This is a genomic window from Trichococcus collinsii, assembly GCF_900107505.1.
GTDB lineage: Bacteria > Bacillota > Bacilli > Lactobacillales > Aerococcaceae > Trichococcus > Trichococcus collinsii.
Genome location: NZ_FNQH01000003.1, coordinates 265,847 through 285,305, shown reverse-complemented (window position 1 = coordinate 285,305; position 19,459 = coordinate 265,847). Strand labels below are relative to the sequence as shown.

The window sequence follows — 19,459 nt, the reverse complement described above, 5'->3', positions numbered from 1 at the left end:
TTCTGATCATTTGAACAAATTTTGTAAAGTAGCCACAATTTCATCATGAGAATGCGGTTCATCCACACGCTGTTTCAAGAAGTTTTTGATGATAGGCGCAAGCAAAATAGCCCGATCAATTTCAGGGCTGCTCCCTTTCCGATAGGCACCTACATCGATCAAGTCTTTCGCTTCTGCATAAATGGCCATATTCTCTTTCAGCATTCCGGCTGCACGGCTGTGGGATTCCGGAACAATATCTTTCATCAAACGACTCACACTGTTTTGGACATCGATTGCCGGATATTGATTCTCTGCGGCAATTTTCCTCGAAAGGATGATGTGACCGTCCAAGATCCCTCGGACCGCATCTGCGATGGGCTCGTTCATGTCATCGCCTTCAACCAAGACGGTGTAGAAAGCTGTGATAGAACCGTGTTCGGACATGCCGCTTCGCTCCAATAATTTCGGGAGCACGGTGAACACTGACGGCGTATACCCTTTCGATGTAGGCGGTTCCCCTGTAGCCAATCCGATTTCCCTTTGTGCCATGGCGACACGCGTCACGGAGTCCATCATCAAAATAACTTTTTTCCCTTGATCCCTGTAGTACTCTGCTATCGCGGTGGCAACATACGCACCCTTAAGCCGGACCAACGGAGGGGAATCTGAAGTAGCACAGACGACCACGGATTTACGGTAGCCTTCTTCACCCAAATCCTTTTCGATGAATTCCAATACTTCGCGTCCACGCTCTCCGATGAGGCCGATCACAATGACGTCCGCTTCGCAGTATCGTGCGATCATCCCTAACAAGGTACTTTTCCCGACGCCACTACCCGCAAAAATACCCACACGCTGGCCTTCACCGATTGTAAGCAGCCCATCGATCGCTTTGATCCCGGTAGGTATGACCTGCTCGATTTTGTTGCGTCTGAATGGATCAGGTGCGCTTCGGTTCACTTTGAACGGAACACCATTCAGTTGTTTAGATTGATCCATCGGTCTTCCCAGACCATCAAGAGTAGTCCCAAGCAATTCATCACTGACTTCAATCTGCAGCGTCTTTCCGGTCGGACGCACCAAACAGCCAGGTCCTATTCCATCGATTTCATCAAGCGGCATCAGCAACACGGTTGCATCCACAAAGCCGACTACTTCGCTTAGGACTGTGCTTCCGGTCGACCTGATCTGAATCTCGCAAACTTCACCAATAAAGGCATCCAGACCCTCTACTCTAATGATGATTCCGGTGACTTGACTCACCTTACCCATCTTTAGATAGAATTTTTTTTCTCTGATTTGTTTATGATAGGTTTCAAAAGGAATTTCAAACATGGCTATTGTCTCCCAGAACATTCAATTCTGCGACAATCGCATCCAATTGTTTCTTTATCTGCAAATCGATTATGGAGCGGCTGCACTCTATGATACAGCCATTCTTTTCCAGTGTCTCATCGCTCAACACGATATAACGCGCTGTAAATTCATCCGTTTCGTGTTCGTTTACTTTTAATTTGACCATTCCAGTATCTTTCGGACGCACTGTGATCGTTATGAAGGGCTCGTTTTTTTCCATTCTTTTTAGGATTGGATTGAGCAGAAGCATGATTTTTTCATCCGTCCTATCAATGGAATGGTGCACGATTTGTTCTGCCATCTGCGCAGCCAGCTCAATGATCGCCTCTTTATTATCTTTATAATAGGCCGATACAAGTGTATCTGTTTCTTTCAATTGATTCAGCAGGCTTACCCGGATTTTGGAAACTGTCTCCAATCCCTCATGCCGACCTTTTTCATAGCCGGCTAGAAAGCCTTCTTGCATACCCAACTCTTTCCCTTGCAGCATACCTTCTTCTTTTGCTTTCTGCTTTATGCGGTCTGCTTCTTCAACGGCTTGGGCAATGACACTTTGTCGTTCTTTCTGGGCCTCCAGCAAAAGCTGCCCAATCTGCTCGGCTTGAGCAGCGAAAGGGTTGGCTGTATCGGCTTGTCGGTTTTCATTCATCCCTTTGTTATTGGCGGAAAGCAATGCCGCTTTTTGGCTCAAGGATAATTTTGTATCGATATCTGAAGTCGTTTCATCCGACTTCCATTGATGCGACTTAATGATGTTATGAGATGACAGCATCTTGCTCACCTCTTCTTAAGTAAATTTCTCCAACTTCATCCAGCCTTCTGATGACTGAGACAACCTTCTGTTGCGCTTCTTCTACAGCAGATAAGCGTGCTGGCCCCATAAACTGCAACTCTTCCTGTAAGGTTTCGACGGCACGACTGGACAGATTTTGGAAAATAAATTGTTTGATGTCTTCAGATACGCCTTTAAGCGCCAATGCCAATTGGTCATTATCCACTTCACGCAGAACTTTTTGGACATCTCCACGTTCCAAGCCGACAATATCTTCGAACGTAAACAGATTGGCTTTGACTTCATCAGCCAATTCAGGTTGTTTCTCCTCCAGCATCGAGATGATGTTCTTCTCCGTGCTACGCCCTACAGAGTTGAGAATTTCAACCAGCGTATGGACTCCTCCCACTGACTCCGTTTCGTTATCCACAAAGCTCGAGAATTTTGTCTCGATTACTTTTTCGATTTTTTCTATTACTGCAGGCGTTGTGCGCGTTATCGTTCCGATTCTTTCCGCAATCTCTGCTTGTTTTTCTATAGAAAACTGGGACAGAATCATCGCGGCTTTATCCGGCTGCATGTAACAAAGGATCAACGCTACTGTCTGAGGCTGCTCGTGCAGGAGCAAATTCGTCAACTGCTGCGGATCGGCTTTTCTCGCTATATCAAAAGGACGTTCCCGTAATTGGATCTGATTCAGCATGTCAATGACTTCTTTGGCTCGCTGCGCACCCAATGCCATATTCAACAAGTTGCGGGCATACTCTACCCCGCCATCCAGGACATATTCTCTCGCTTGCGCCATTTCCAAAAACTCTGTAGCGATTTCGTCTACTTCATCTGGATTGACATAATCAATGTTTGCTATCTCATAGCTTATTTTTTGAATATAACTTTCAGGCAGTTGCCGCATTATTTCTGCAGAGGTTTCTGTTCCTAATGAGATAAGCAAAATTGCTGCCTTCTTGATTCCAGCTACATCGCTCACTTATATAACACCTACTTATCTTTCATCCATATTTTTATCATATCCGCAACCATTTCCGGATTCTCTTTCGCATAAACCTTCATTTTTGCATCCCGCTGGAACTTAGGATTTTGAGTAAAATCAAACAAATCATCCTCTTCATTGTTCACAGAAGGTGGTTGAAGACTATTTTTCTCTTCAACCACGCGTGTTGCATTAGCCATTTCCTCATCAAACGCGCGGTATTTCTTTTCCTTGCTGTTGCGGAAAATGAAACTGATAAGAGACAGGATCAACAGCCCGCCTATGCCCGCCGCAATATACAAACCATATTCTTTTAGGTAAAAGGCAAGTCCTGTTTCGTTTGCAATAACATCTTCTACGGCAGCTTCTGCAGTCACAAATGGAATCCCTTCGATTTCGACCCTGTCATTCCGTCCTGCATCAAATCCGATTGTTGCTTTTGTGATGTTATCAAGTTGAATCTTTTGTTCATTGCTCAAATTGCCATTGTAGATGACAGTAGCTGTTACCCTTTTTATCGTTCCAGGGGCACTTACCCGAACAGTAGTTGTCGAATCCAACTCATTATTGATCGTCTGTTCGTAGGATGACTGTCCACCGTCTTCTTCCGAGATGACAGAGTTTATCGTGTTATCATTTGCGGTCTCACCTGCCGCTTCATTCACATCAACTGTTCCACCGGTAGCTGCAACATTCTGGCTTCGGATCGCTGCATCTCCATAATCGACAATTTCCTGTTCCAAGGAATCAAAATCCATCTCGGCAGTCAAAGCGATGGAGAGATTATCCATTCCATAGATTGGCGCGAGTGCTGCCATCAATTTCTGTTGCAATTGCTGTTCGTAGCTGTTCACGATTGCACTGTAGCGGCTCACCAACTCAGGAGAATATTCATCCGCACCAGCTAATGCTGCATTTCCCAAGACATTCCCGCTTTTGTCGACGATTTTGATGTTGTTGGCCGGCAAATTTTCCACCGCACCAGACACCAAGGAAACTACCCCTTGAATCGTGGCGGAAGACAACTGTTGATTTCCCTTCGTCGCGATCACAACGGATGCACTGGCTTCCGGTTGTTCCGTCCCAAAGACGCTTCCTTCCGGAATGGATAAGATCACTTTGGCTGACTCAACGGATTGAAGGGAGGTGATGGCACGCTCCAATTCCCCTGTGACAGCACGTTGGTACATGATGTTGCGGTCTTCGTCCGTCGCCATCATGCTCGTCTCATCAAAAATTTCGAAACCTGTCGAGGTCTCCGGCATCATCCCATCAACAGCCAATTGAATCCGATATTTATCAAGTTGTGTGTCATCGATCAGAATCGTTCTCCCGTTATCCTCAAGCTTGTAAGAGATCGCTTTGGCTTCCAGATCATTTACGATTATGCCTGCATCTGCCTCTTCCAAGCCGGAAAATAAAGTTGTGTATTCCACGCGTTGGGAATAATAAGAGAGTCCTGAAACAAGAAGAAAGATTGAAAGAAGAGCTGTGATCAGCCCTGCTTTCTTTGGAGTGCTGAGACCAAGCCATCCTTCTCGAATCGCCCCCATTGTGCTCTTCAATTGATTCATGTAGCTTATTCCCCTTGCTTATCATTAAAATTGCATATTTTTGATTTCATTGAAAGCTTCCAAACTTTTATTTCTGACCTGTACTGCCAAATCAAGAGCCAACTGCGCTTCAGTAGCCTTTATCATGACCTCATGCAGGTTTTCACTGTCCCCCATAATCAGACTTTGCGTTGCAGCATCGGAGGCATTCTGTGTTTCATTCAGCAGCGTCATGGATTTTCCGAGAAGATTATCAAACGATGCTGCGTCGCTCTGGTTCTGAATGCCCGTCGTTCCACTTAACGAGCTGATTTCAGATGTAAGATTGGTGTTAGCGATACTACCGCCTAAATTATATATTGGTAAACTGATAGTCATGTGACACTCCATTCACTCATTTATTTATCAATCAGCTGAAATTTGCAACGCTCGCTTCAGCATGTCTTTACTCGCTGCCAATGCAGTAGCATTCGCTTCGTAGGTACGCATCGTCAGCATCATGTCCACCATCTCGTCTGCCATATTCACATTCGGTTTGGTGACGTACCCATTTTCATCTGCGTCTATATGTGTCGGGTCGTACTCCCTGATGACTGCCGTTTCATCTGAATCGATTGCAGTTGGGCGTACACCGAAGCTCTTTTCTGTCGAAGCGTTAAGTCCAGGAGTGTTTGTCCTTTTCATGCTCTCCTCAAAAGAAACCGTCTTTTTCAAATAAGGACCGCCCTCCTCCGTTCGAGTCGTATTGACATTCGCTATATTCGTGGATATGACATCCAACTTCAATCGTTCCAAACTAAGGCCGCTTGAGTTGATGTGCAACGAATCAAAAATGGACATTTGTTCTTTTAACCCCTTTCATTTATCAGCTGGATATCGCAGTATTCAGAAGTCCCAACTTTGCATTCATTTGCGTTACAAGCGCGTTGTAGTACAAACTGTTTTGAGCTTGATTCGCCATCTCCACATCGATATCCACATTGTTTCCGTTCTCTTTAACAGCTGTATCCGTCCTTTTTGTCACCACCGGATCAATTTGGGTCAAATCGTCGAAGCCAATATGCAATTCGTTCGTTTGTTCCATCATCAAACTATTTTTTGATTGACTTAAAAGCGATTCAAATTGAACTTGCCCCACCTTATAATTGTCTGTGTTAACATTCGAGATGTTACTCGAAATAATCTCTTGCCGCATAGAGGATGCATTTAATGCATTTCTCAGCAAGTTATAATTTATGTCAGTCATTCATTATCCCCGCTCTATGTACCGTTTTGTTCACACTTTAGTCACACAAATTTCATCAAGCTTATACATTATACACCACTTTCACTTTTCAAGTATTTAAAAATTGTAATTTCCTTCAATCCTGTTCATAAGTGTTCATAAGTGTTCATAAGCCTTTAGGATAGCCAGAAATTGAATACTATTTTCGATGGAAAGTGCGAAAGTATAAAAAATAATTCCTAATATTTTCCGAAAAATCAGTGCGCATACAAAAAGAACCCCAATCTGACATGATTAAGTCACCACAACACAACCATATCAGATTGGGGTTCTCTCAATGGATACACTACATGAAAAAAATGTGGAATTCAACTCAAAAATGACGATTTCAAATACAGATTGTTTGTTAATTAAATTATAATGAAGAAAAATATAATCTAATCCAAATAGTCGTATAATACTAACCAATTTATCCCACCTCTGCCGGGCACAATAGAGTAGGATGATCCAACAGGCTCCGACCTGTCACACCACCATGCGTACGGTTCCGTACACGGCGGTTCAATTATCTGTAGGATAGCCTGTTGAACGACTCTATCTCTCACTACAGGAATCCCTAGATTACGCATACTGCCATTTCCCTTGGATATAGATACACGTTTAAACGGTTGTGGCTCATAGGTTCCATCCAATAATTTCGCAATGATTGCCTTTTGGTATTTGGCCATATGTTCATCTATTTCGTAGACCGTTATGCCGTCTAAACCTGCAGCGCCTTTATTTTTGTAGACTTTCTCGCAAACAACCACTAGGTTGCTTGTTGTTGCGATTTTCTCGATTAACGTGATACCATCTTGTTTCCTCATATCCATGCTGTATATCTCTACGCTTCTCCATATCTCTTTCGTTTCCAACTTATCCCTACTGGAGACAGCCTTCATTTTGTTCTGTACCACGACGTTTTCTGTAGTATTGAGATACATCCACCCCCTTGTTTCTATCAAGGTTATTATTGTTCAGCCCTTCGTGACCCTAAGGTCACTGCTATAGCTTCTGCTGACTTCTTATGGCAAGCTTTACTCCATGATTCCTCATATCCATAAGACCTCCCCGAGTAAGAATGATAAACTTCCACTCATGTCACTGCCTCATTTACTGTAGGAGATTCGTGCACTATAGGACTTCGCTTTTTTGGGTAAGCTCGTCCATCTCCATTTAGCCTCGCATGAGATTTCTTTTCGTCAGTGCGAGTGTTTGCGTCCGACTTCCTTCAGATTCTACCTCACGGTGGACACCCTTGTCTTTCGCTAACAGTTCCTACTGCAAAGCCTGTAGTGGACTTTCACCACCAAGTTATCACCCATGCCGGGAAGCAACCCAAAAAAATAGAGCATGCGCGGGGCATACTCTATTTCTATAATTTAAAATTTAAACTTCAACCCACGATGCTCTCAAATCTTGCATAATGAGGCAACATTTTTTCACTTGATCCGCATCTTTGTCGATGTTCGCTTTTATCAGCGCTGCATGGATATGTCCATAAATCGTATCAAGTTCCTCAGCGATTACTGCTCCGTCTTCAAAATTTAATGTCCCCTTTAGTTCCATGACGATGTTCTGGGCCTTGATAAGATTGATATGCGCATTTTCCATTTTTTTGTCCAGGATCGCTCGTTCCGCCAAATTCATGAATTTGATACAGCCGTCATAAAGTAGGATGATCAATTTCTTTGGCGTTGCAGTCATGACTTGATTCTGTAAATAAACATTCTGCTTATTTCTGTTGTTCATTTTTCTCTCCCATTCACATGCCTCTATCAACAAAAACCGGCGTTTTTTTCATGTTTATATAGCTTTCGATGATGCGGCTTTTTTGATTCACTTTTTTTGCTTGCTGAAGCAGTTCTTCCTTGCTGTTCCTTAAAGTATACATGACTAATTTCTGTTTTTGAATAACCTTGACGAGTATTTCATTTTCCGGTTTGGAAAGTGGACTTATGTCTTCAAAGCTATCCAATATTTGCAGAGAAGCGATATGTGCTTTATTTTTTTCGATCACTTTGATTCCGTGTGTCGCCGTTCCGTCCCATGAATCAAATAATTGCTTCATTTCAAGTAAAACATCCAATCTTTGCTTAGCGAAATCTGCGTTCTGCATCTTTCACGACACCTTCTTTCCTCCGTGATCATTAGTCATTGGAACTCGTCAACTGGCTAGACAGATAGGACATCTGTGACTCGGCTTGCATCATCGCCGTGTCTAACGCCGTAAAGGTCTTGACGTAGCGCGCTCGCTGCGCTTCCATCCGTTCATTGAATGCTTCTATTTTCTTGGCGATGTCATCCATCGCTTTATCGTAGGTTTTGTTTTTGGCGGTGATCATGCCGTCTTTAGAATCGACGAAGCTGTTTACGACGGTCTGCAGTTTTTCCGCCAAACCAACTTTTTTCTTTTCGGTGGTCCCGTCAACCGTGATGCTTCGGCTGAAGAAGCCGGCAACCCGATCAGGTTCCTTTGTGATGACTTCCTTCAGTTTGGTTTCGTCGATGCTGGCTTTGCCGAAACGATCTACAGAAATGCCTAGCGAACCGATAAAATCGTATTTCTGTGTTTCGTTCGGGTCAGCAGGATCTGTTTTTTGGATTTCCACCCCACCGGTCAGCATTTGCCTCAGGCTGGATTGCAAACGCATTAAGGTGCTGTCGCCGCTAAGGGCGCCGGCCACATTGGTCTCGGAGGAGGGATTGCCGACCGACAATTTTTCCGTGACGAAACTTACAGTGGAATTGTACTGCTCGACAAAATCCTTCACAACCTTCAAGGTGTTGTCTGTGTCATCCGCAACCGATACGGATACTGAAGAGCCCGCTGTGGTCCCTTTCAGATTGAGCGTCATGCCTTCGATCGCGTCGGTGATGGTATTTGTATTCCGTTCCAACGTAATCATGTTGTTAACGATAATTTTGGCTGTGTTTCCGGTTGCTAATGTGGCTTTAGCGGTTCCGGTCGCGGCAGGGTTTAAGGCCAGTTTATCAGCCAAATCAGTTGTGCTTGTCGCCGAAATCGTGCGATCGCCCATCTGCGCATCGGTAAGCGACAAGCGTCCATCGATGATGGTAGCGGAAATACCACTGTCTTTTGTTTGGGCGTTTATTTTGGTGATGACGTCCTTTAAGCTATCCGTATTGGCAATGGTGAGATCCACTTGCTTCAGTGTTTTCGGGTCGCTTGAGCCTATTTCGTTCGTATCCTGACTCGTCAGTTTGAACGTACCTTCGAAACCTAAAGCTGTAGTGGTTGTTTGTCCAGTCGTCAGTATTTGTCCGGAAGTCAATCGAGATGCGGTTGCCAACCTCTCGACCGTGATTTCATACTGGCCGGAGACGGCATTGGTTCCCGCACTGACCGCGAGTTTTGTTTCATCGGAACTCGTTGTTTTTTTTGAAAAGAAGCTCTTTGGATCCATCAAGGTATCCATTTTCGTGTTGAGATTGGTCAATCGAGTTTGGATATCAAACCAGGCTGTTTTTTCTTTGGTTAGGGATTCTTTTTGGTTATTGTATTGGGTCAATTTGCCGGACTGCGCGGCAATCAAGGAATCGATTGATTCGGAAGTGATCCCTGAATAGGACCCCAAAAAATTGATATTGCTGGATACGCTCATTATTTCACTCCGTTCTGTACTGAGAGTATGGTCTAATTAGTGAAGCTGGCCGGTGCCGCTTAACGACATGATAGTATTTTTGATCCCATAAAGCAATCAAAGGCCAGCCACATGGCCGGCCTTTGATTGGAATATATTATTGTAACAAAGAAAGTACAGATTGTGGCATTTGGTTCGCTTGTGCCAACATAGAAGTTGCAGCTTGCGCCAAGATGTTTGACTTCGTGAATGAAGTCATTTCTTCAGCCATATCAACATCTGTGATGCGTGAGTTCGCTTCGGACAAGTTTTCTTTTGTTGTGGAAAGGTTGTTGATTGTGTGATCTAGGCGGTTTTGTTGAGCGCCGAATGTAGCACGCGCATCGGATACCGTTTGGATAGCAGTATCCAGTGCTGTTAATGAAGTGTTAGCTGCTGCTGCAGTCGTTACATCTACTGTAGCTGAAGTTAAAGTTGCAGAGTCAAAATTAGTACTCAAATCCAACGTAAGCGCTGCATCTGATGCATTGGCCCCGATTTGGATATTAACAGCAGCTCCCGCTGATCCGTCAAGAAGTGCTTTACCGTTGAATTTAGTGTCTGTTGAGATACGATCAATTTCTTCGTTCAATGAATCAATTTCAGTCTTGATAGCTGTTCTATCTTCAGTCGAATTGGTATCATTCGCTGCTTGTACAGTAAGATCGCGCATACGGTTCAGGATGCTATGTGTTTCACTCAAACCACCTTCGGCTGTTTGGATCAAGGAAATGCCGTCCTGGGCGTTGCGGCTTGCTTGCGTCAATCCGCTCACCTGGTTTTTCATTTTTTCAGAAATTGCAAGCCCGGCTGCGTCGTCCCCGGCTTTATTGATGCGTAAGCCTGAAGATAATTTTGCTAATGAGCCCGCTTTAGAAGCGTTTGCCGACTTCAAGTTTGAATATGTATTCATTGCTGCTGTATTTGTTCCGATTCTCATGTGTATTTCCTCCTAGTGTATGTTCGTTTTGTTAAGGCCTTGCCTATATCTATATAATCGGAGCGGGTCTGAAATAGTTAAGCATTATTTTGCTAAATTTCAAAAAAAAAAAAAAAAGACTATCTAAAGATAGTCTAAAATATTGGTTTGAAGAATTTTGGTGCCCATGGACAGAGCCGCTTGGAATGCCTGCTGTTCCATCGTAAATTCCATATACTTCTCGGCCAAATCCACATCTTGCTTATTAGAACGTATCGACTTGAGATTGATATTTTCGGAAGTATTCCGCTCTTGGGCAGATTTCAGCCGGTTGGAGATGGCGCCGATTTCGGTCCGCATATTGACGACATTTTCAGTCTCCGCGTTGGATCGCACCAACAATTTTCCTGAGAGGGCTTCTGTATCATTCGCATCCAGAGCTTTCAGTGCATCCGCAAGAAACCTGCCAAGATCATCTTTTTCTGCAGGTGTGCCCTGTTCATTCATCAGCTGTCTGCCATCCGTCTTCAGCGAGACATCCACGCCTGTCGCAATTGTGCGGGATAAGTCGGCTTTTACTGGGATGACGTTTCCGTCTGCATCCATCTCGTCCTGCGTTCCTTGATAAAGGATACCGGTCATTTCGCCTGCAGCATCCCGGCTGATTTCGAATGGTTTCGTAGTCGTGTTCATGCCGGAGAATACATACTTGCCGCCAAAATTCGTGTTCAACGAGTCGACCATTGTACTGATTTCTGTTTCCATTTCGGCTTTGATAGCTTGGCGGTCCGAATCCGACATTGTTCCGGTGGAAGCCGACTGGATCAGTGTCGTGATCCGTCTGAGTGAATTGGTGGCATTTTCCAACGCGGAATCCTGCATGTTGGTCCAATCGGTAGTGTCCGCAATCGTTACGGAAAACTCCTCATTCTGGATCAGGCTGTTGTTTAAATTCATAATTTGCGATGCCCTCAGTGGGTCATCGGAAGGCTTGCTGATTTCCTTCATCGAAGACAATTGGTTGTTGTATTTTTCCAACTTGCCTTGGCTTCGGTTAATACTTTGGATCATATTCGTTGAAGTTATTCTATCCGTTATGCGCATATTTTATACCCCCGTCCGGTTGATCAAAGTGTCCAGCATCTCGGAGGTGACAGCCAACACCTTAGCGTTTGCCTGAAACGCACTTTGGAATTTCATGATGTTCACAACCTCTTCGTTGATGGAGACACCTGAAATAGAACTCTTTCTTTGCTCCAAGAAGGAAACCACTTCATTTTGGTTCTCCATCATGAAATCGGCCTGTTGCTTCGAAATCCCCACTCGGGTGATGGTGTCATTGTACGCATCCGCCGTAGTCGTTCCGTTTGCCTGCGGTTTGATTTGCATTGTTTCAGCGTCAAATACAAGCGGCTCTTTTGAAGCATACGTGATCGCAGTTGCTTGGATCTCCGCGATGGCCCGCGCCCGGGAACCGTCACCGGCTATCTGACCCGTCAGCGATTTGCCTGAGACAATCTTGCTTGGGTCTTCCGTGATGGCGGAATTTACTTTCAAGTTGGAAATGATATTATCCGGATCATCGCCCAAATCAAAAAAGGGAATCCCGGTTCCATTGTCGCTGTGGATTACGTTGACCGCTTCCGCAACCGTCGCTACTAGTTGGTTCAGTTCCTTGATGCCCCGATCGATTTCGATTAGTGCTTCCTGGGAACCGCTGATATGGCCACTCTTACTGGATAGCTCCGTAAACTCGGCAGACCCATCCGCTGCAGTTTGCTGCAGCAACAACGTTCCGGCTGGGAAAGATTCTGATGATTCGACCGTTTTCGACGAGCTCCCGTTAGTGGAGACTAGTGAGCCGCTACCGGAAGTGTCGCCGATTGCTACACTCAACACTTGGCGCTTATTTGCTCCAAGTATTTCTTCACCATCGATACTGATGAAGGTCCGTTGGTAAGCATCCGTCTTCACTTCCAACGAAGTGATGCCTGAGAGTTCCCCCACCAACTGATCCCGTTGATCCAGTAGGGTATTCGGCATTTCTCCTTTCGTGATGACTGAGAAAATTTGCGTGTTGATCGATTCCAATTGCTCGACTTTCGTGTTGAAGTCCAAAACTTTCTTTGAAATTGCCTGAACAGTGCCTTCCTGAAGGCTGTCCAGCTGCGCGCCCATATGCGAAACTGTATCGGTCAGCGTCTGCGCCTGTTGACTGACCATCGTTTTGGAGGTGGTCAGTTCAGGATTGTTTCCCAAGTATTTCCAAGATTCATAGAACTTAGTCAATTTATTGTTGAGTCCTGTTTCGGAAGGCTCATTGAAAACGGACTCCAATTGGCCTAATACATCTGCTTTTTGCGTGAATTTTTCCAAGGAAGCATTTTCTGTGAACGTTTGCTTCACTAAATAATCGTCAACAATCCGTGTGACGGATTCCATGCGTACGCCTGTGCCGAGCTGACCAACACCGGAAAGCGTATAAGGATTGTTCGTTACCAAATTCACCCGTTGGCGGGAATAACCATCCGTATTTGCATTTGAAATGTTGTTGCTTGTTGTCTGCATCGCCGCCTGCGCTGCGCTCATGCCGTTCGTTCCTGCATTTAATACTCCAAATAATCCTGCCATGCTACCTCCACCTTACACTGATTGATTGAACAGACCTGCATTTTTGGCAGGGGACAGTTGCCCTTTCTTGGAGTACGTCCGGGATTTTTTTTCCATCCCTTCGCTTAAAGCATCCAAAACGCTGTCATGATAACTGATTGCTTGTCTTGTCAACAAAACGTTGCATTCCTGCAGCTCTTTTATTTCGTTTACTTCTTTTTCGATAGCAACACGGTTGCATTCTTCAAAAGATGCTTCCTCCAAATGGGACAAAAAAGCCTGCTTTTCGGTGACAATATTATTGAATGCAACACTATCATTCGCTATCAAAGCTTCCTTTTCACGCTGCAAGGTTTCTTTGAGTGCTAGCAACAACGATAAGCCATTTTGTCTGGTTTTCATTATTCCGAGCCAGCTCCTTGTTCTTCCATTGCTTTCATCATGCTCGCAGCAATTTTTTCGGCACTCACTTTATAGGTACCGTTTTGGATGGCTGCTTTTATCTCTTGGGCTTTGGCGCTAGGGGCGCTATCGATTGTCTTTTCAGCCAAGCGCTTCGCTTCTTCTGAAATCTCTACTTTTACAGCTGCCTCATTTGCTCTTGGTTTGAGCGGTTCAGCCTTGATTGTTTCTTTATGTGATGTGTCTTTTTGAATCGCTCTAAGGTAACTATTATAGCCGTTGCCGATTTTCATGCAATTCACTCCTTTTTACTGATTAGTATGTATCTATCTTATTGTATCCACATCACTATTGTCGACCACTTTCCTGAAAAGTTAAGTCAAAATCCAGAAAAAGCCCAAGGAATGATTGATAAATAGAAAGAAAGCAGCGCCTCTTTCCAAAGGTGCTGCTTTCTATAGCGTTTCGATGCGCTTTTCTTTGCTCAGGATGTTTGTGATGCGGATACCGAAGTTCTCATTTATGACAACAACTTCGCCTTCAGCGATCCGCTTGCCGTTTACGTAGATGCTCAAAGGTTCTTCCGTCAGTTTGTTCAGTTCCACAATGGAACCCGTACCTAACGAAAGGATATCTTTGATCGTTTTCTTGCTTTCTCCAAGCATCACACTGAATTCCAGTGGCACATCCAGTATAAGCTCCAAATTTTGTGGAAGATGTTGTCTATCGGATTTATGCAATTCCTGAAAGGCAGGTTTTTGAATCGGAACCACATCTACTGCTGGCTGCACAGGTGGTTGCGAGGGACGCTCTTCGTGCTTCCGTTCGATTGGAGCAAGCACTTCTCCTTGATCCGCCAACATGATTTCGGAAATTTCTTTGACAGCATCCATGGTGAACACCTGCATGATTTCACTCTGCAGGATGCCTTCGACTTCCAGTTGGAAAGCAATCAGACATACGTCCGAATGTAAATTTCCGATACCTATATCAACACTCAAGTTGTCTTTGTCATCAACCAAATGCACTTCCGGAGGCAAAATGTCTATCATTTTCCCCAACATAGTCGCCATGGCTGTTGCAGAAGAACCCATCATCTGATTCATGGCTTCGCCGACCGCACTCAGTTCCAATTCCGTTAACTCCGAACTGGTTACTTGGCCATCTCCACCCATCATCAAGTTGGCGATGATCACGGAGTCCTGCGCATCCATCAGCAAAAGATTGTTCCCTGTCAAACCTTTTTTGAAGCCGATCGAGGTAACAATTTTAGGTTTAACCGCAGCATCTATTACTTCACGGATACTTCTGACGGATACTTTAGGCGTTGTGATGTGTACTTTGTGACCTAAAATTTCGGATAATGTCGTAGCCGCTTGGGACATAGAGATATTACCGACTTCCCCTATGATATCGCTCTCCATTTGGCTGATGGTTGTGGATGTGGCAACTGGCGCTTGGGTTAATTCACTCATCATGCGATCGATTTCTTCTTGTGTTAGTTTTTCCGTGCTCATTTACTCCATGTCTCCTCCGATATAGTGTAATACCTCAACCGCCATTTTATTCCCCAGTACACCAGGCTTCACCAAATAACTTGGCAGATTCTCGATGGACATGACCAATGGCTCGTGTGTGGGTTTATCCAAGGTGATGATATCACCCAACTCTAATTGTAAAAAACTATCCATCGATACGATCGTTTTTCCAAGCAAAACCTCTATGGCCACCGGAACAGATTGCAGATTTTTAGTCAAATTATCTTTGTCTGAAGGATCCGTGGTGCGGCCTGAATGGAACCAATTACGAAAACTCAACTTCTCCAACATACTCTCAAAAAAGACATACGGAATGCACAAATTGATGAATGTCTGATCTTCAAGCAATTCAATGATGAACGTAGTCATGATGACAGGTTCATTGGGGGACATCGTCTGCAGCAACTGTGCATTCGTTTCCATTGCTTCCATCTTAACGTTCAACTCTACGATATCCCTGAAGGCCAATTGCAGTGCATGCCCAAAATTGCCGACCACTTCTTCCAAAATGGCAATCTCGATATCCGTAAAGCTGTCTTTGCTGTTTCCTGTATTTGATAATCTTGTATCCGGTCCGCCACATAATAACTGCAATAACTGCAGACAGACTTGAGAATTGATTTCGACGATCTGCATACCCTCTTGTGGTTCTGAGCGGAATAAACCCATCAAAGTAAAGTTAGGAACAGAATGCAAAAACTCATCAAAACTGATTTGTTCGATAGAAGCAACCCGCAGCGTAACATTTGAACGCACTTGAGTTGTTATTAAATTACTTGCAATCTTAGCGTATTCCTCGAGCAACATCGTTAAAGTCGTCATATATTCTTTCGAGAGCCGTGCCGGCCTTCTGAAATCGTATGTCTTGATCTTAACGTGTTCCGCTTCCTCTACTAAGTCGGTGTCAATTTCTCCACTTTTCACACTTTCCATCAACAAATCTATTTCCTGTTGAGATAGAACTTTACCCACGCTTACCCCTCATTTATAGAAAATAATGCTTCCATACTTATTAGACTGATCATTTTGTTGTTTAATCTGATGATGCCTGCTACTTCTTTTGCATTCGCGTAGTCGGTCATTTGTATATCATTTGAATCAATTTCCGAAACAGATTCAACAGAGTCTACCGCAAAAGCAACTTTTTTATCATTGTTCTTCAAAATGATGATACTATTGTAACATAGTTCTTCTGTTTCACTAGTGCTGCTAAGTAATTTATACAAATTAATCAAAGTGATGGCATTCCCTCGGATATTGATCAACCCTTCTACCCAGTAAGGGGCTTTCGGAACATGGGTAGAAGGCATTTCCTTGACTATTTCTTCGACATCTTCAGTAGGTATAGCATAATACTTTTCTTTTAAAGTAAAGACGATTATTTGCATGTTGCCCTCCTGATCAAATGACTTTATCCAATGCTTTGATGACGCGATCTGTGTCGAAAGGCTTCACGATAAAGTCCGCAGCCCCTGCCCGAATGGCATCCATTACCATACCTTGTTGTCCCATGGCGCTGCACATAACCACTTTCGCATTTGCATCGATCACTTTGATTCCTTTTAAGGCTTCGATCCCGTCCATTTCCGGCATCGTGATGTCCATCGTCACAATTTCCGGACGCACTTCTTTATACTTTTCGATCGCTTCGACGCCATTCTGTGCTTCGGCTACGACACTATACCCATTCTTTTCCAGAATGTCCTTCAGTTTCATCCTCATAAATGCTGCATCATCAACAATCATTACACTTTTCGCCATAATCAATTCTCCTTTTCAGTTGTGATTCCATTTAATAATTCATCTAAAACGCCTTGCTTTGGGATAAAGTACAAGGATGCATCCAGGCGTTCTCCCAAATAAGAAAATTCATTCTTTATGATGAACAGATTTTCTTCATATACACCTTGCTCCATGTAGATGCTGCTGATGATTGCGCCAAACATGTCTTCTATCATGAATGGGATGCCTGTCGTCACGGTCACATCAAACACTTGCGAGATTGCATTCAAAAAAGTGTTGACGATAATATTGACCAATTCGATAAAAGCGGACGCGGCCATTTCATGGTCGCCCTGTGTCTCACCCAGCATCAATGACACCAGTTTGTCGGCTTCATCATCCCTGATCACAAACAAAAACGCGCCTTCCAGTTCTCCATGAATCATCGTAATTGCAGCATTCACGTTGCTCTCATCGGACATGATCCCTTCAAACAATTCGGAATAGTCCATTGTTTCCACCAAGGGCACCGTCATTACGACAGGGTGATTGATCAACTGCGATAGACTTGTCGCTGCATTCCCTCCGCCTATCGAAAAAAACTCGGTTATGATGTCCAGTTGCATCTCTGAATAATCTTTATACATAGACAGCCACATTTCTTTCGTTGCATATTGCGGTGATATCCAGAATCAAGATGATATTCCCGTTCCCCATAATGGTGGCTCCCAGGTACTTATTGATAGTCTTCAGCTCTTTGCCTAGTTCTTTAATGACAATTTCCTGTTGACGGATCAGATTATCCACTGCCAAAGCGTACAGGCGCTCATCAATTTTTACGATTATCAGATAAGGTTTCTCTTCCACTCCGGTATGGATATCCAAACTATCCTGCAGGCGAACGACCGGAATCGTCTCGTCTTCAAAATAGTATACCTCACCGGTATGCGTCTGGACAATCTCTTCCGGTTCAGGGCGAATCACTTTTCTGACAACACCCAGCGGCAGCGCAAACTGCTCCGTTCCGACTGTAACAAGCAAAGCTTGGATGATCGACAATGTCAGCGGCAAGCTCATTCGGAATGCGGTTCCTTTATCAACATCACTGATGATCTCAATCGAACCGCCCAACTCATTGATTTTTTGCTTCACAACGTCCATGCCAACTCCCCGTCCGGAAATGTTGGTTACGTTTATTGCAGTGGAGAAGCCTGGATGGAAAATCAATTGTTGGATTTCCTTATCGGATAAATGGTCGGTTTCGATCCCTTTTCGGCCAGCACTTTCTTTGATGACTGTCGGATTCACACCTTTGCCATCATCGGATACCGTCAGGAACACTCTGTTGCCTTCTTGGTAAGCCGTTATCCGGATCGTTCCTTTAGGGTTCTTTCCTTTTGCCGTTCTGGCTTCAGGCGTTTCTACTCCGTGGTCCACAGCATTCCTCAGAAGATGGATGAGTGGCTCACCCAATTCTGATACGACTGTCTTATCCAATTCCGTATCATCGCCTTCGATGACCAGATCAATATCTTTTTCCAATTCGTTACTCAAGTCACGGATCATTCTGCCGAACCGATTCGTGACAACGCTGAGGGGCTGCATGCGGATTTTGAGCACCAATTCCTGGAGATCCGTCGCAATCCGACTCACTTGTTCCAATGGCTCCCGCAGTTCGGACCTTTGCAGATCCTCATTGATCTCTTCCAAGCGTGTACGATAGATGACCAATTCCGACACAAGATTCATAAAGGAATCCAATTTCTCGATATCGACCCGTATCGACTGATTCATCGCGTTGTTATGATTCGTGGCTTGTTTCGGCTTAGCAATAATTGTTGGCTTTATTTCGTTCTCTGCATTTTGTTCATCTGCTTCAGGATGAATAGCTGCTTCTACGACAGCAGTCTCTGCGTTGAGGTCCTCAGCCGTTATTTCATGAATGAGTACGCATTCTATTTCACTGGTTTCCAGAATCTGTTCTTCGACAGCCGTTTTTTCTGTCTTAGTTAGGTAGACGATGGTGAACTCATTCCCAAAGTCTTCATTCTCCATCGTCACAACATCGGGATCGGAATAAAGAATATCTCCGCTCTTCTCCAGTTTATTGATGACCACATAGACTCTGGCATTCTTCATCATGCTGGTTTCATCGAGACTGACCTTGATAAAAAATGCATGGTAGTTTTTCTCGTGGGCATCGCGGATGACCGAAATATCTGAGGAATCAAGTTTTTCCAATGCAAAGTTTGAATCATCAATCGTTGTCTCGTTTAAATTGACTTCGCTGACTGTCTCATCCTTCGGTGCTGCTTTTGTGCTTGCCAAAAGATTGTCCAATTTGTTTTTGAGCGTTAAAGTATCCTGCTCCCCTTCATTCTCAGCTCTCAGATCTTCCACAATGGCGGAGAGCATATCCAGACAATCGAAGATCAACGTAACAATCCCTTCGTCTGCAGCTAACTTGCCCGTTTTGAGCAATTCAAACACGTTTTCCATTTTGTGCGTCAATTCGGCCATGGTTGTATAGCCCATAGTAGCCGCCATGCCTTTAAGCGTGTGCGCGGAACGGAAAATCTCGTCCAAAATGCTGACTCTTTCCGGATCATTTTCCAGCTCCATCACTTGGTCATTCAAATTTTGCAGATGTTCATCGGTTTCTTCAAAGAAGAGTTCCCTGTATTTACTGTTATCGTCCATTGAATC

22 protein-coding genes are annotated in these 19,459 nt (G+C 44.2%); all 22 read right to left on the bottom strand.

Annotation, left to right across the window (positions count from 1 at the left end; translation table 11 throughout):
- Window positions 1-6 precede the first annotated feature (6 nt).
- The 22 genes from fliI to BLV66_RS08775 all read right to left on the bottom strand — a co-directional run bounded on the left by fliI (window position 7) and on the right by BLV66_RS08775 (window position 19,453).
- The gene (gene fliI / locus BLV66_RS08880) at window positions 7-1,317 is read right to left on the bottom strand and encodes a flagellar protein export ATPase FliI (RefSeq protein WP_086628570.1); all 1,311 of its coding nucleotides are present in this window, start codon (window positions 1,315-1,317) and stop codon (window positions 7-9) included.
- Window positions 1,310-2,110 carry a FliH/SctL family protein gene (locus BLV66_RS08875; RefSeq protein WP_086985752.1) on the bottom strand — a complete coding sequence of 267 codons (801 nt, stop codon included), beginning with the start codon at window positions 2,108-2,110 and terminating at the stop codon, window positions 1,310-1,312. The genes fliI and BLV66_RS08875 overlap by 8 nt, the downstream gene beginning before the upstream one ends.
- On the bottom strand, window positions 2,094-3,098 hold the full coding sequence (gene fliG, locus BLV66_RS08870) for a flagellar motor switch protein FliG (RefSeq protein ID WP_086985751.1): 1,005 nt from the start codon (window positions 3,096-3,098) through the stop codon (window positions 2,094-2,096). Before fliG ends, BLV66_RS08875 begins: the two co-directional genes overlap by 17 nt.
- 11 nt (window positions 3,099-3,109) lie before the next feature.
- Window positions 3,110-4,675 (bottom strand): flagellar basal-body MS-ring/collar protein FliF, encoded by a 1,566-nt coding sequence (fliF, locus tag BLV66_RS08865; RefSeq protein WP_086985750.1) that lies wholly within the window; start codon window positions 4,673-4,675, stop codon window positions 3,110-3,112.
- A 24-nt stretch (window positions 4,676-4,699) separates the two neighbouring features.
- A complete protein-coding gene (gene fliE, locus BLV66_RS08860) occupies window positions 4,700-5,032 on the bottom strand; it encodes a flagellar hook-basal body complex protein FliE (protein ID WP_086985749.1) in 333 nt (110 codons plus the stop codon).
- 27 nt (window positions 5,033-5,059) lie between these two features.
- Entirely contained in the window at window positions 5,060-5,494 is a 435-nt protein-coding gene (gene flgC / locus BLV66_RS08855) for a flagellar basal body rod protein FlgC (RefSeq protein WP_086985748.1), read from the bottom strand.
- A 25-nt stretch (window positions 5,495-5,519) separates the two neighbouring features.
- A complete protein-coding gene (gene flgB, locus BLV66_RS08850; RefSeq protein ID WP_086985747.1) occupies window positions 5,520-5,900 on the bottom strand; it encodes a flagellar basal body rod protein FlgB in 381 nt (126 codons plus the stop codon).
- A 416-nt stretch (window positions 5,901-6,316) separates the two neighbouring features.
- The gene (locus BLV66_RS08845; protein ID WP_143033119.1) at window positions 6,317-6,751 is read right to left on the bottom strand and encodes a reverse transcriptase family protein; all 435 of its coding nucleotides are present in this window, start codon (window positions 6,749-6,751) and stop codon (window positions 6,317-6,319) included.
- Between the two features lie 556 nt (window positions 6,752-7,307).
- Window positions 7,308-7,670 (bottom strand): flagellar export chaperone FliS, encoded by a 363-nt coding sequence (gene fliS, locus BLV66_RS08840; RefSeq protein WP_086985745.1) that lies wholly within the window; start codon window positions 7,668-7,670, stop codon window positions 7,308-7,310.
- Between the two features lie 13 nt (window positions 7,671-7,683).
- Window positions 7,684-8,037, bottom strand: coding sequence for a hypothetical protein (locus tag BLV66_RS08835; protein WP_086985744.1), 354 nt, complete (start codon window positions 8,035-8,037; stop codon window positions 7,684-7,686).
- A gap of 31 nt (window positions 8,038-8,068) precedes the next feature.
- On the bottom strand, window positions 8,069-9,544 hold the full coding sequence (fliD, locus tag BLV66_RS08830; protein WP_086985743.1) for a flagellar filament capping protein FliD: 1,476 nt from the start codon (window positions 9,542-9,544) through the stop codon (window positions 8,069-8,071).
- Window positions 9,545-9,680: 136 nt separating this feature from the next.
- On the bottom strand, window positions 9,681-10,502 hold the full coding sequence (locus BLV66_RS08825; RefSeq protein ID WP_086985742.1) for a flagellin N-terminal helical domain-containing protein: 822 nt from the start codon (window positions 10,500-10,502) through the stop codon (window positions 9,681-9,683).
- 123 nt (window positions 10,503-10,625) lie between these two features.
- Window positions 10,626-11,585 (bottom strand): flagellar hook-associated protein FlgL, encoded by a 960-nt coding sequence (gene flgL / locus BLV66_RS08820; RefSeq protein ID WP_086985741.1) that lies wholly within the window; start codon window positions 11,583-11,585, stop codon window positions 10,626-10,628.
- A 3-nt stretch (window positions 11,586-11,588) separates the two neighbouring features.
- A complete protein-coding gene (gene flgK / locus BLV66_RS08815; RefSeq protein ID WP_086985740.1) occupies window positions 11,589-13,112 on the bottom strand; it encodes a flagellar hook-associated protein FlgK in 1,524 nt (507 codons plus the stop codon).
- A 12-nt stretch (window positions 13,113-13,124) separates the two neighbouring features.
- A complete protein-coding gene (locus BLV66_RS08810; protein ID WP_086985739.1) occupies window positions 13,125-13,493 on the bottom strand; it encodes a hypothetical protein in 369 nt (122 codons plus the stop codon).
- A complete protein-coding gene (flgM, locus tag BLV66_RS08805) occupies window positions 13,493-13,786 on the bottom strand; it encodes a flagellar biosynthesis anti-sigma factor FlgM (protein WP_086985738.1) in 294 nt (97 codons plus the stop codon). The genes BLV66_RS08810 and flgM overlap by 1 nt, the downstream gene beginning before the upstream one ends.
- 162 nt (window positions 13,787-13,948) lie before the next feature.
- Entirely contained in the window at window positions 13,949-15,010 is a 1,062-nt protein-coding gene (gene fliY, locus BLV66_RS08800) for a flagellar motor switch phosphatase FliY (RefSeq protein WP_086985737.1), read from the bottom strand.
- Window positions 15,011-16,003 (bottom strand): flagellar motor switch protein FliM, encoded by a 993-nt coding sequence (gene fliM / locus BLV66_RS08795; protein ID WP_086985736.1) that lies wholly within the window; start codon window positions 16,001-16,003, stop codon window positions 15,011-15,013.
- Window positions 16,004-16,005: 2 nt separating this feature from the next.
- Window positions 16,006-16,419 carry a chemotaxis protein CheW gene (locus tag BLV66_RS08790; protein ID WP_086985735.1) on the bottom strand — a complete coding sequence of 138 codons (414 nt, stop codon included), beginning with the start codon at window positions 16,417-16,419 and terminating at the stop codon, window positions 16,006-16,008.
- Window positions 16,420-16,432: 13 nt separating this feature from the next.
- Window positions 16,433-16,792, bottom strand: coding sequence for a response regulator (locus BLV66_RS08785; protein ID WP_086985734.1), 360 nt, complete (start codon window positions 16,790-16,792; stop codon window positions 16,433-16,435).
- 2 nt (window positions 16,793-16,794) lie between these two features.
- The gene (locus tag BLV66_RS08780; protein ID WP_245826660.1) at window positions 16,795-17,400 is read right to left on the bottom strand and encodes a chemotaxis protein CheC; all 606 of its coding nucleotides are present in this window, start codon (window positions 17,398-17,400) and stop codon (window positions 16,795-16,797) included.
- A complete protein-coding gene (locus tag BLV66_RS08775) occupies window positions 17,393-19,453 on the bottom strand; it encodes a chemotaxis protein CheA (protein WP_086985733.1) in 2,061 nt (686 codons plus the stop codon). The genes BLV66_RS08780 and BLV66_RS08775 overlap by 8 nt, the downstream gene beginning before the upstream one ends.
- Between the last annotated feature and the right edge of the window lie 6 nt (window positions 19,454-19,459).

Coding starts and splice junctions, on each gene's coding strand:
- BLV66_RS08810 (WP_086985739.1), bottom strand. CDS start 13,493: ATGAAAACCAGACAAAATGGCTTATCGTTGTTGCTAGCACTCAAAGAA.
- flgC (WP_086985748.1), bottom strand. CDS start 5,494: ATGTCCATTTTTGATTCGTTGCACATCAACTCAAGCGGCCTTAGTTTG.
- fliS (WP_086985745.1), bottom strand. CDS start 7,670: ATGAACAACAGAAATAAGCAGAATGTTTATTTACAGAATCAAGTCATG.
- BLV66_RS08790 (WP_086985735.1), bottom strand. CDS start 16,419: ATGCAAATAATCGTCTTTACTTTAAAAGAAAAGTATTATGCTATACCT.
- flgK (WP_086985740.1), bottom strand. CDS start 13,112: ATGGCAGGATTATTTGGAGTATTAAATGCAGGAACGAACGGCATGAGC.
- flgL (WP_086985741.1), bottom strand. CDS start 11,585: ATGCGCATAACGGATAGAATAACTTCAACGAATATGATCCAAAGTATT.
- BLV66_RS08785 (WP_086985734.1), bottom strand. CDS start 16,792: ATGGCGAAAAGTGTAATGATTGTTGATGATGCAGCATTTATGAGGATG.
- BLV66_RS08875 (WP_086985752.1), bottom strand. CDS start 2,110: ATGCTGTCATCTCATAACATCATTAAGTCGCATCAATGGAAGTCGGAT.
- BLV66_RS08775 (WP_086985733.1), bottom strand. CDS start 19,453: ATGGACGATAACAGTAAATACAGGGAACTCTTCTTTGAAGAAACCGAT.
- fliD (WP_086985743.1), bottom strand. CDS start 9,544: ATGAGCGTATCCAGCAATATCAATTTTTTGGGGTCCTATTCAGGGATC.
- BLV66_RS08845 (WP_143033119.1), bottom strand. CDS start 6,751: ATGGATATGAGGAAACAAGATGGTATCACGTTAATCGAGAAAATCGCA.
- fliE (WP_086985749.1), bottom strand. CDS start 5,032: ATGACTATCAGTTTACCAATATATAATTTAGGCGGTAGTATCGCTAAC.
- fliF (WP_086985750.1), bottom strand. CDS start 4,675: ATGAATCAATTGAAGAGCACAATGGGGGCGATTCGAGAAGGATGGCTT.
- fliY (WP_086985737.1), bottom strand. CDS start 15,010: ATGAGCACGGAAAAACTAACACAAGAAGAAATCGATCGCATGATGAGT.
- flgB (WP_086985747.1), bottom strand. CDS start 5,900: ATGACTGACATAAATTATAACTTGCTGAGAAATGCATTAAATGCATCC.
- BLV66_RS08780 (WP_245826660.1), bottom strand. CDS start 17,400: ATGTATAAAGATTATTCAGAGATGCAACTGGACATCATAACCGAGTTT.
- BLV66_RS08825 (WP_086985742.1), bottom strand. CDS start 10,502: ATGAGAATCGGAACAAATACAGCAGCAATGAATACATATTCAAACTTG.
- fliI (WP_086628570.1), bottom strand. CDS start 1,317: ATGTTTGAAATTCCTTTTGAAACCTATCATAAACAAATCAGAGAAAAA.
- BLV66_RS08835 (WP_086985744.1), bottom strand. CDS start 8,037: ATGCAGAACGCAGATTTCGCTAAGCAAAGATTGGATGTTTTACTTGAA.
- flgM (WP_086985738.1), bottom strand. CDS start 13,786: ATGAAAATCGGCAACGGCTATAATAGTTACCTTAGAGCGATTCAAAAA.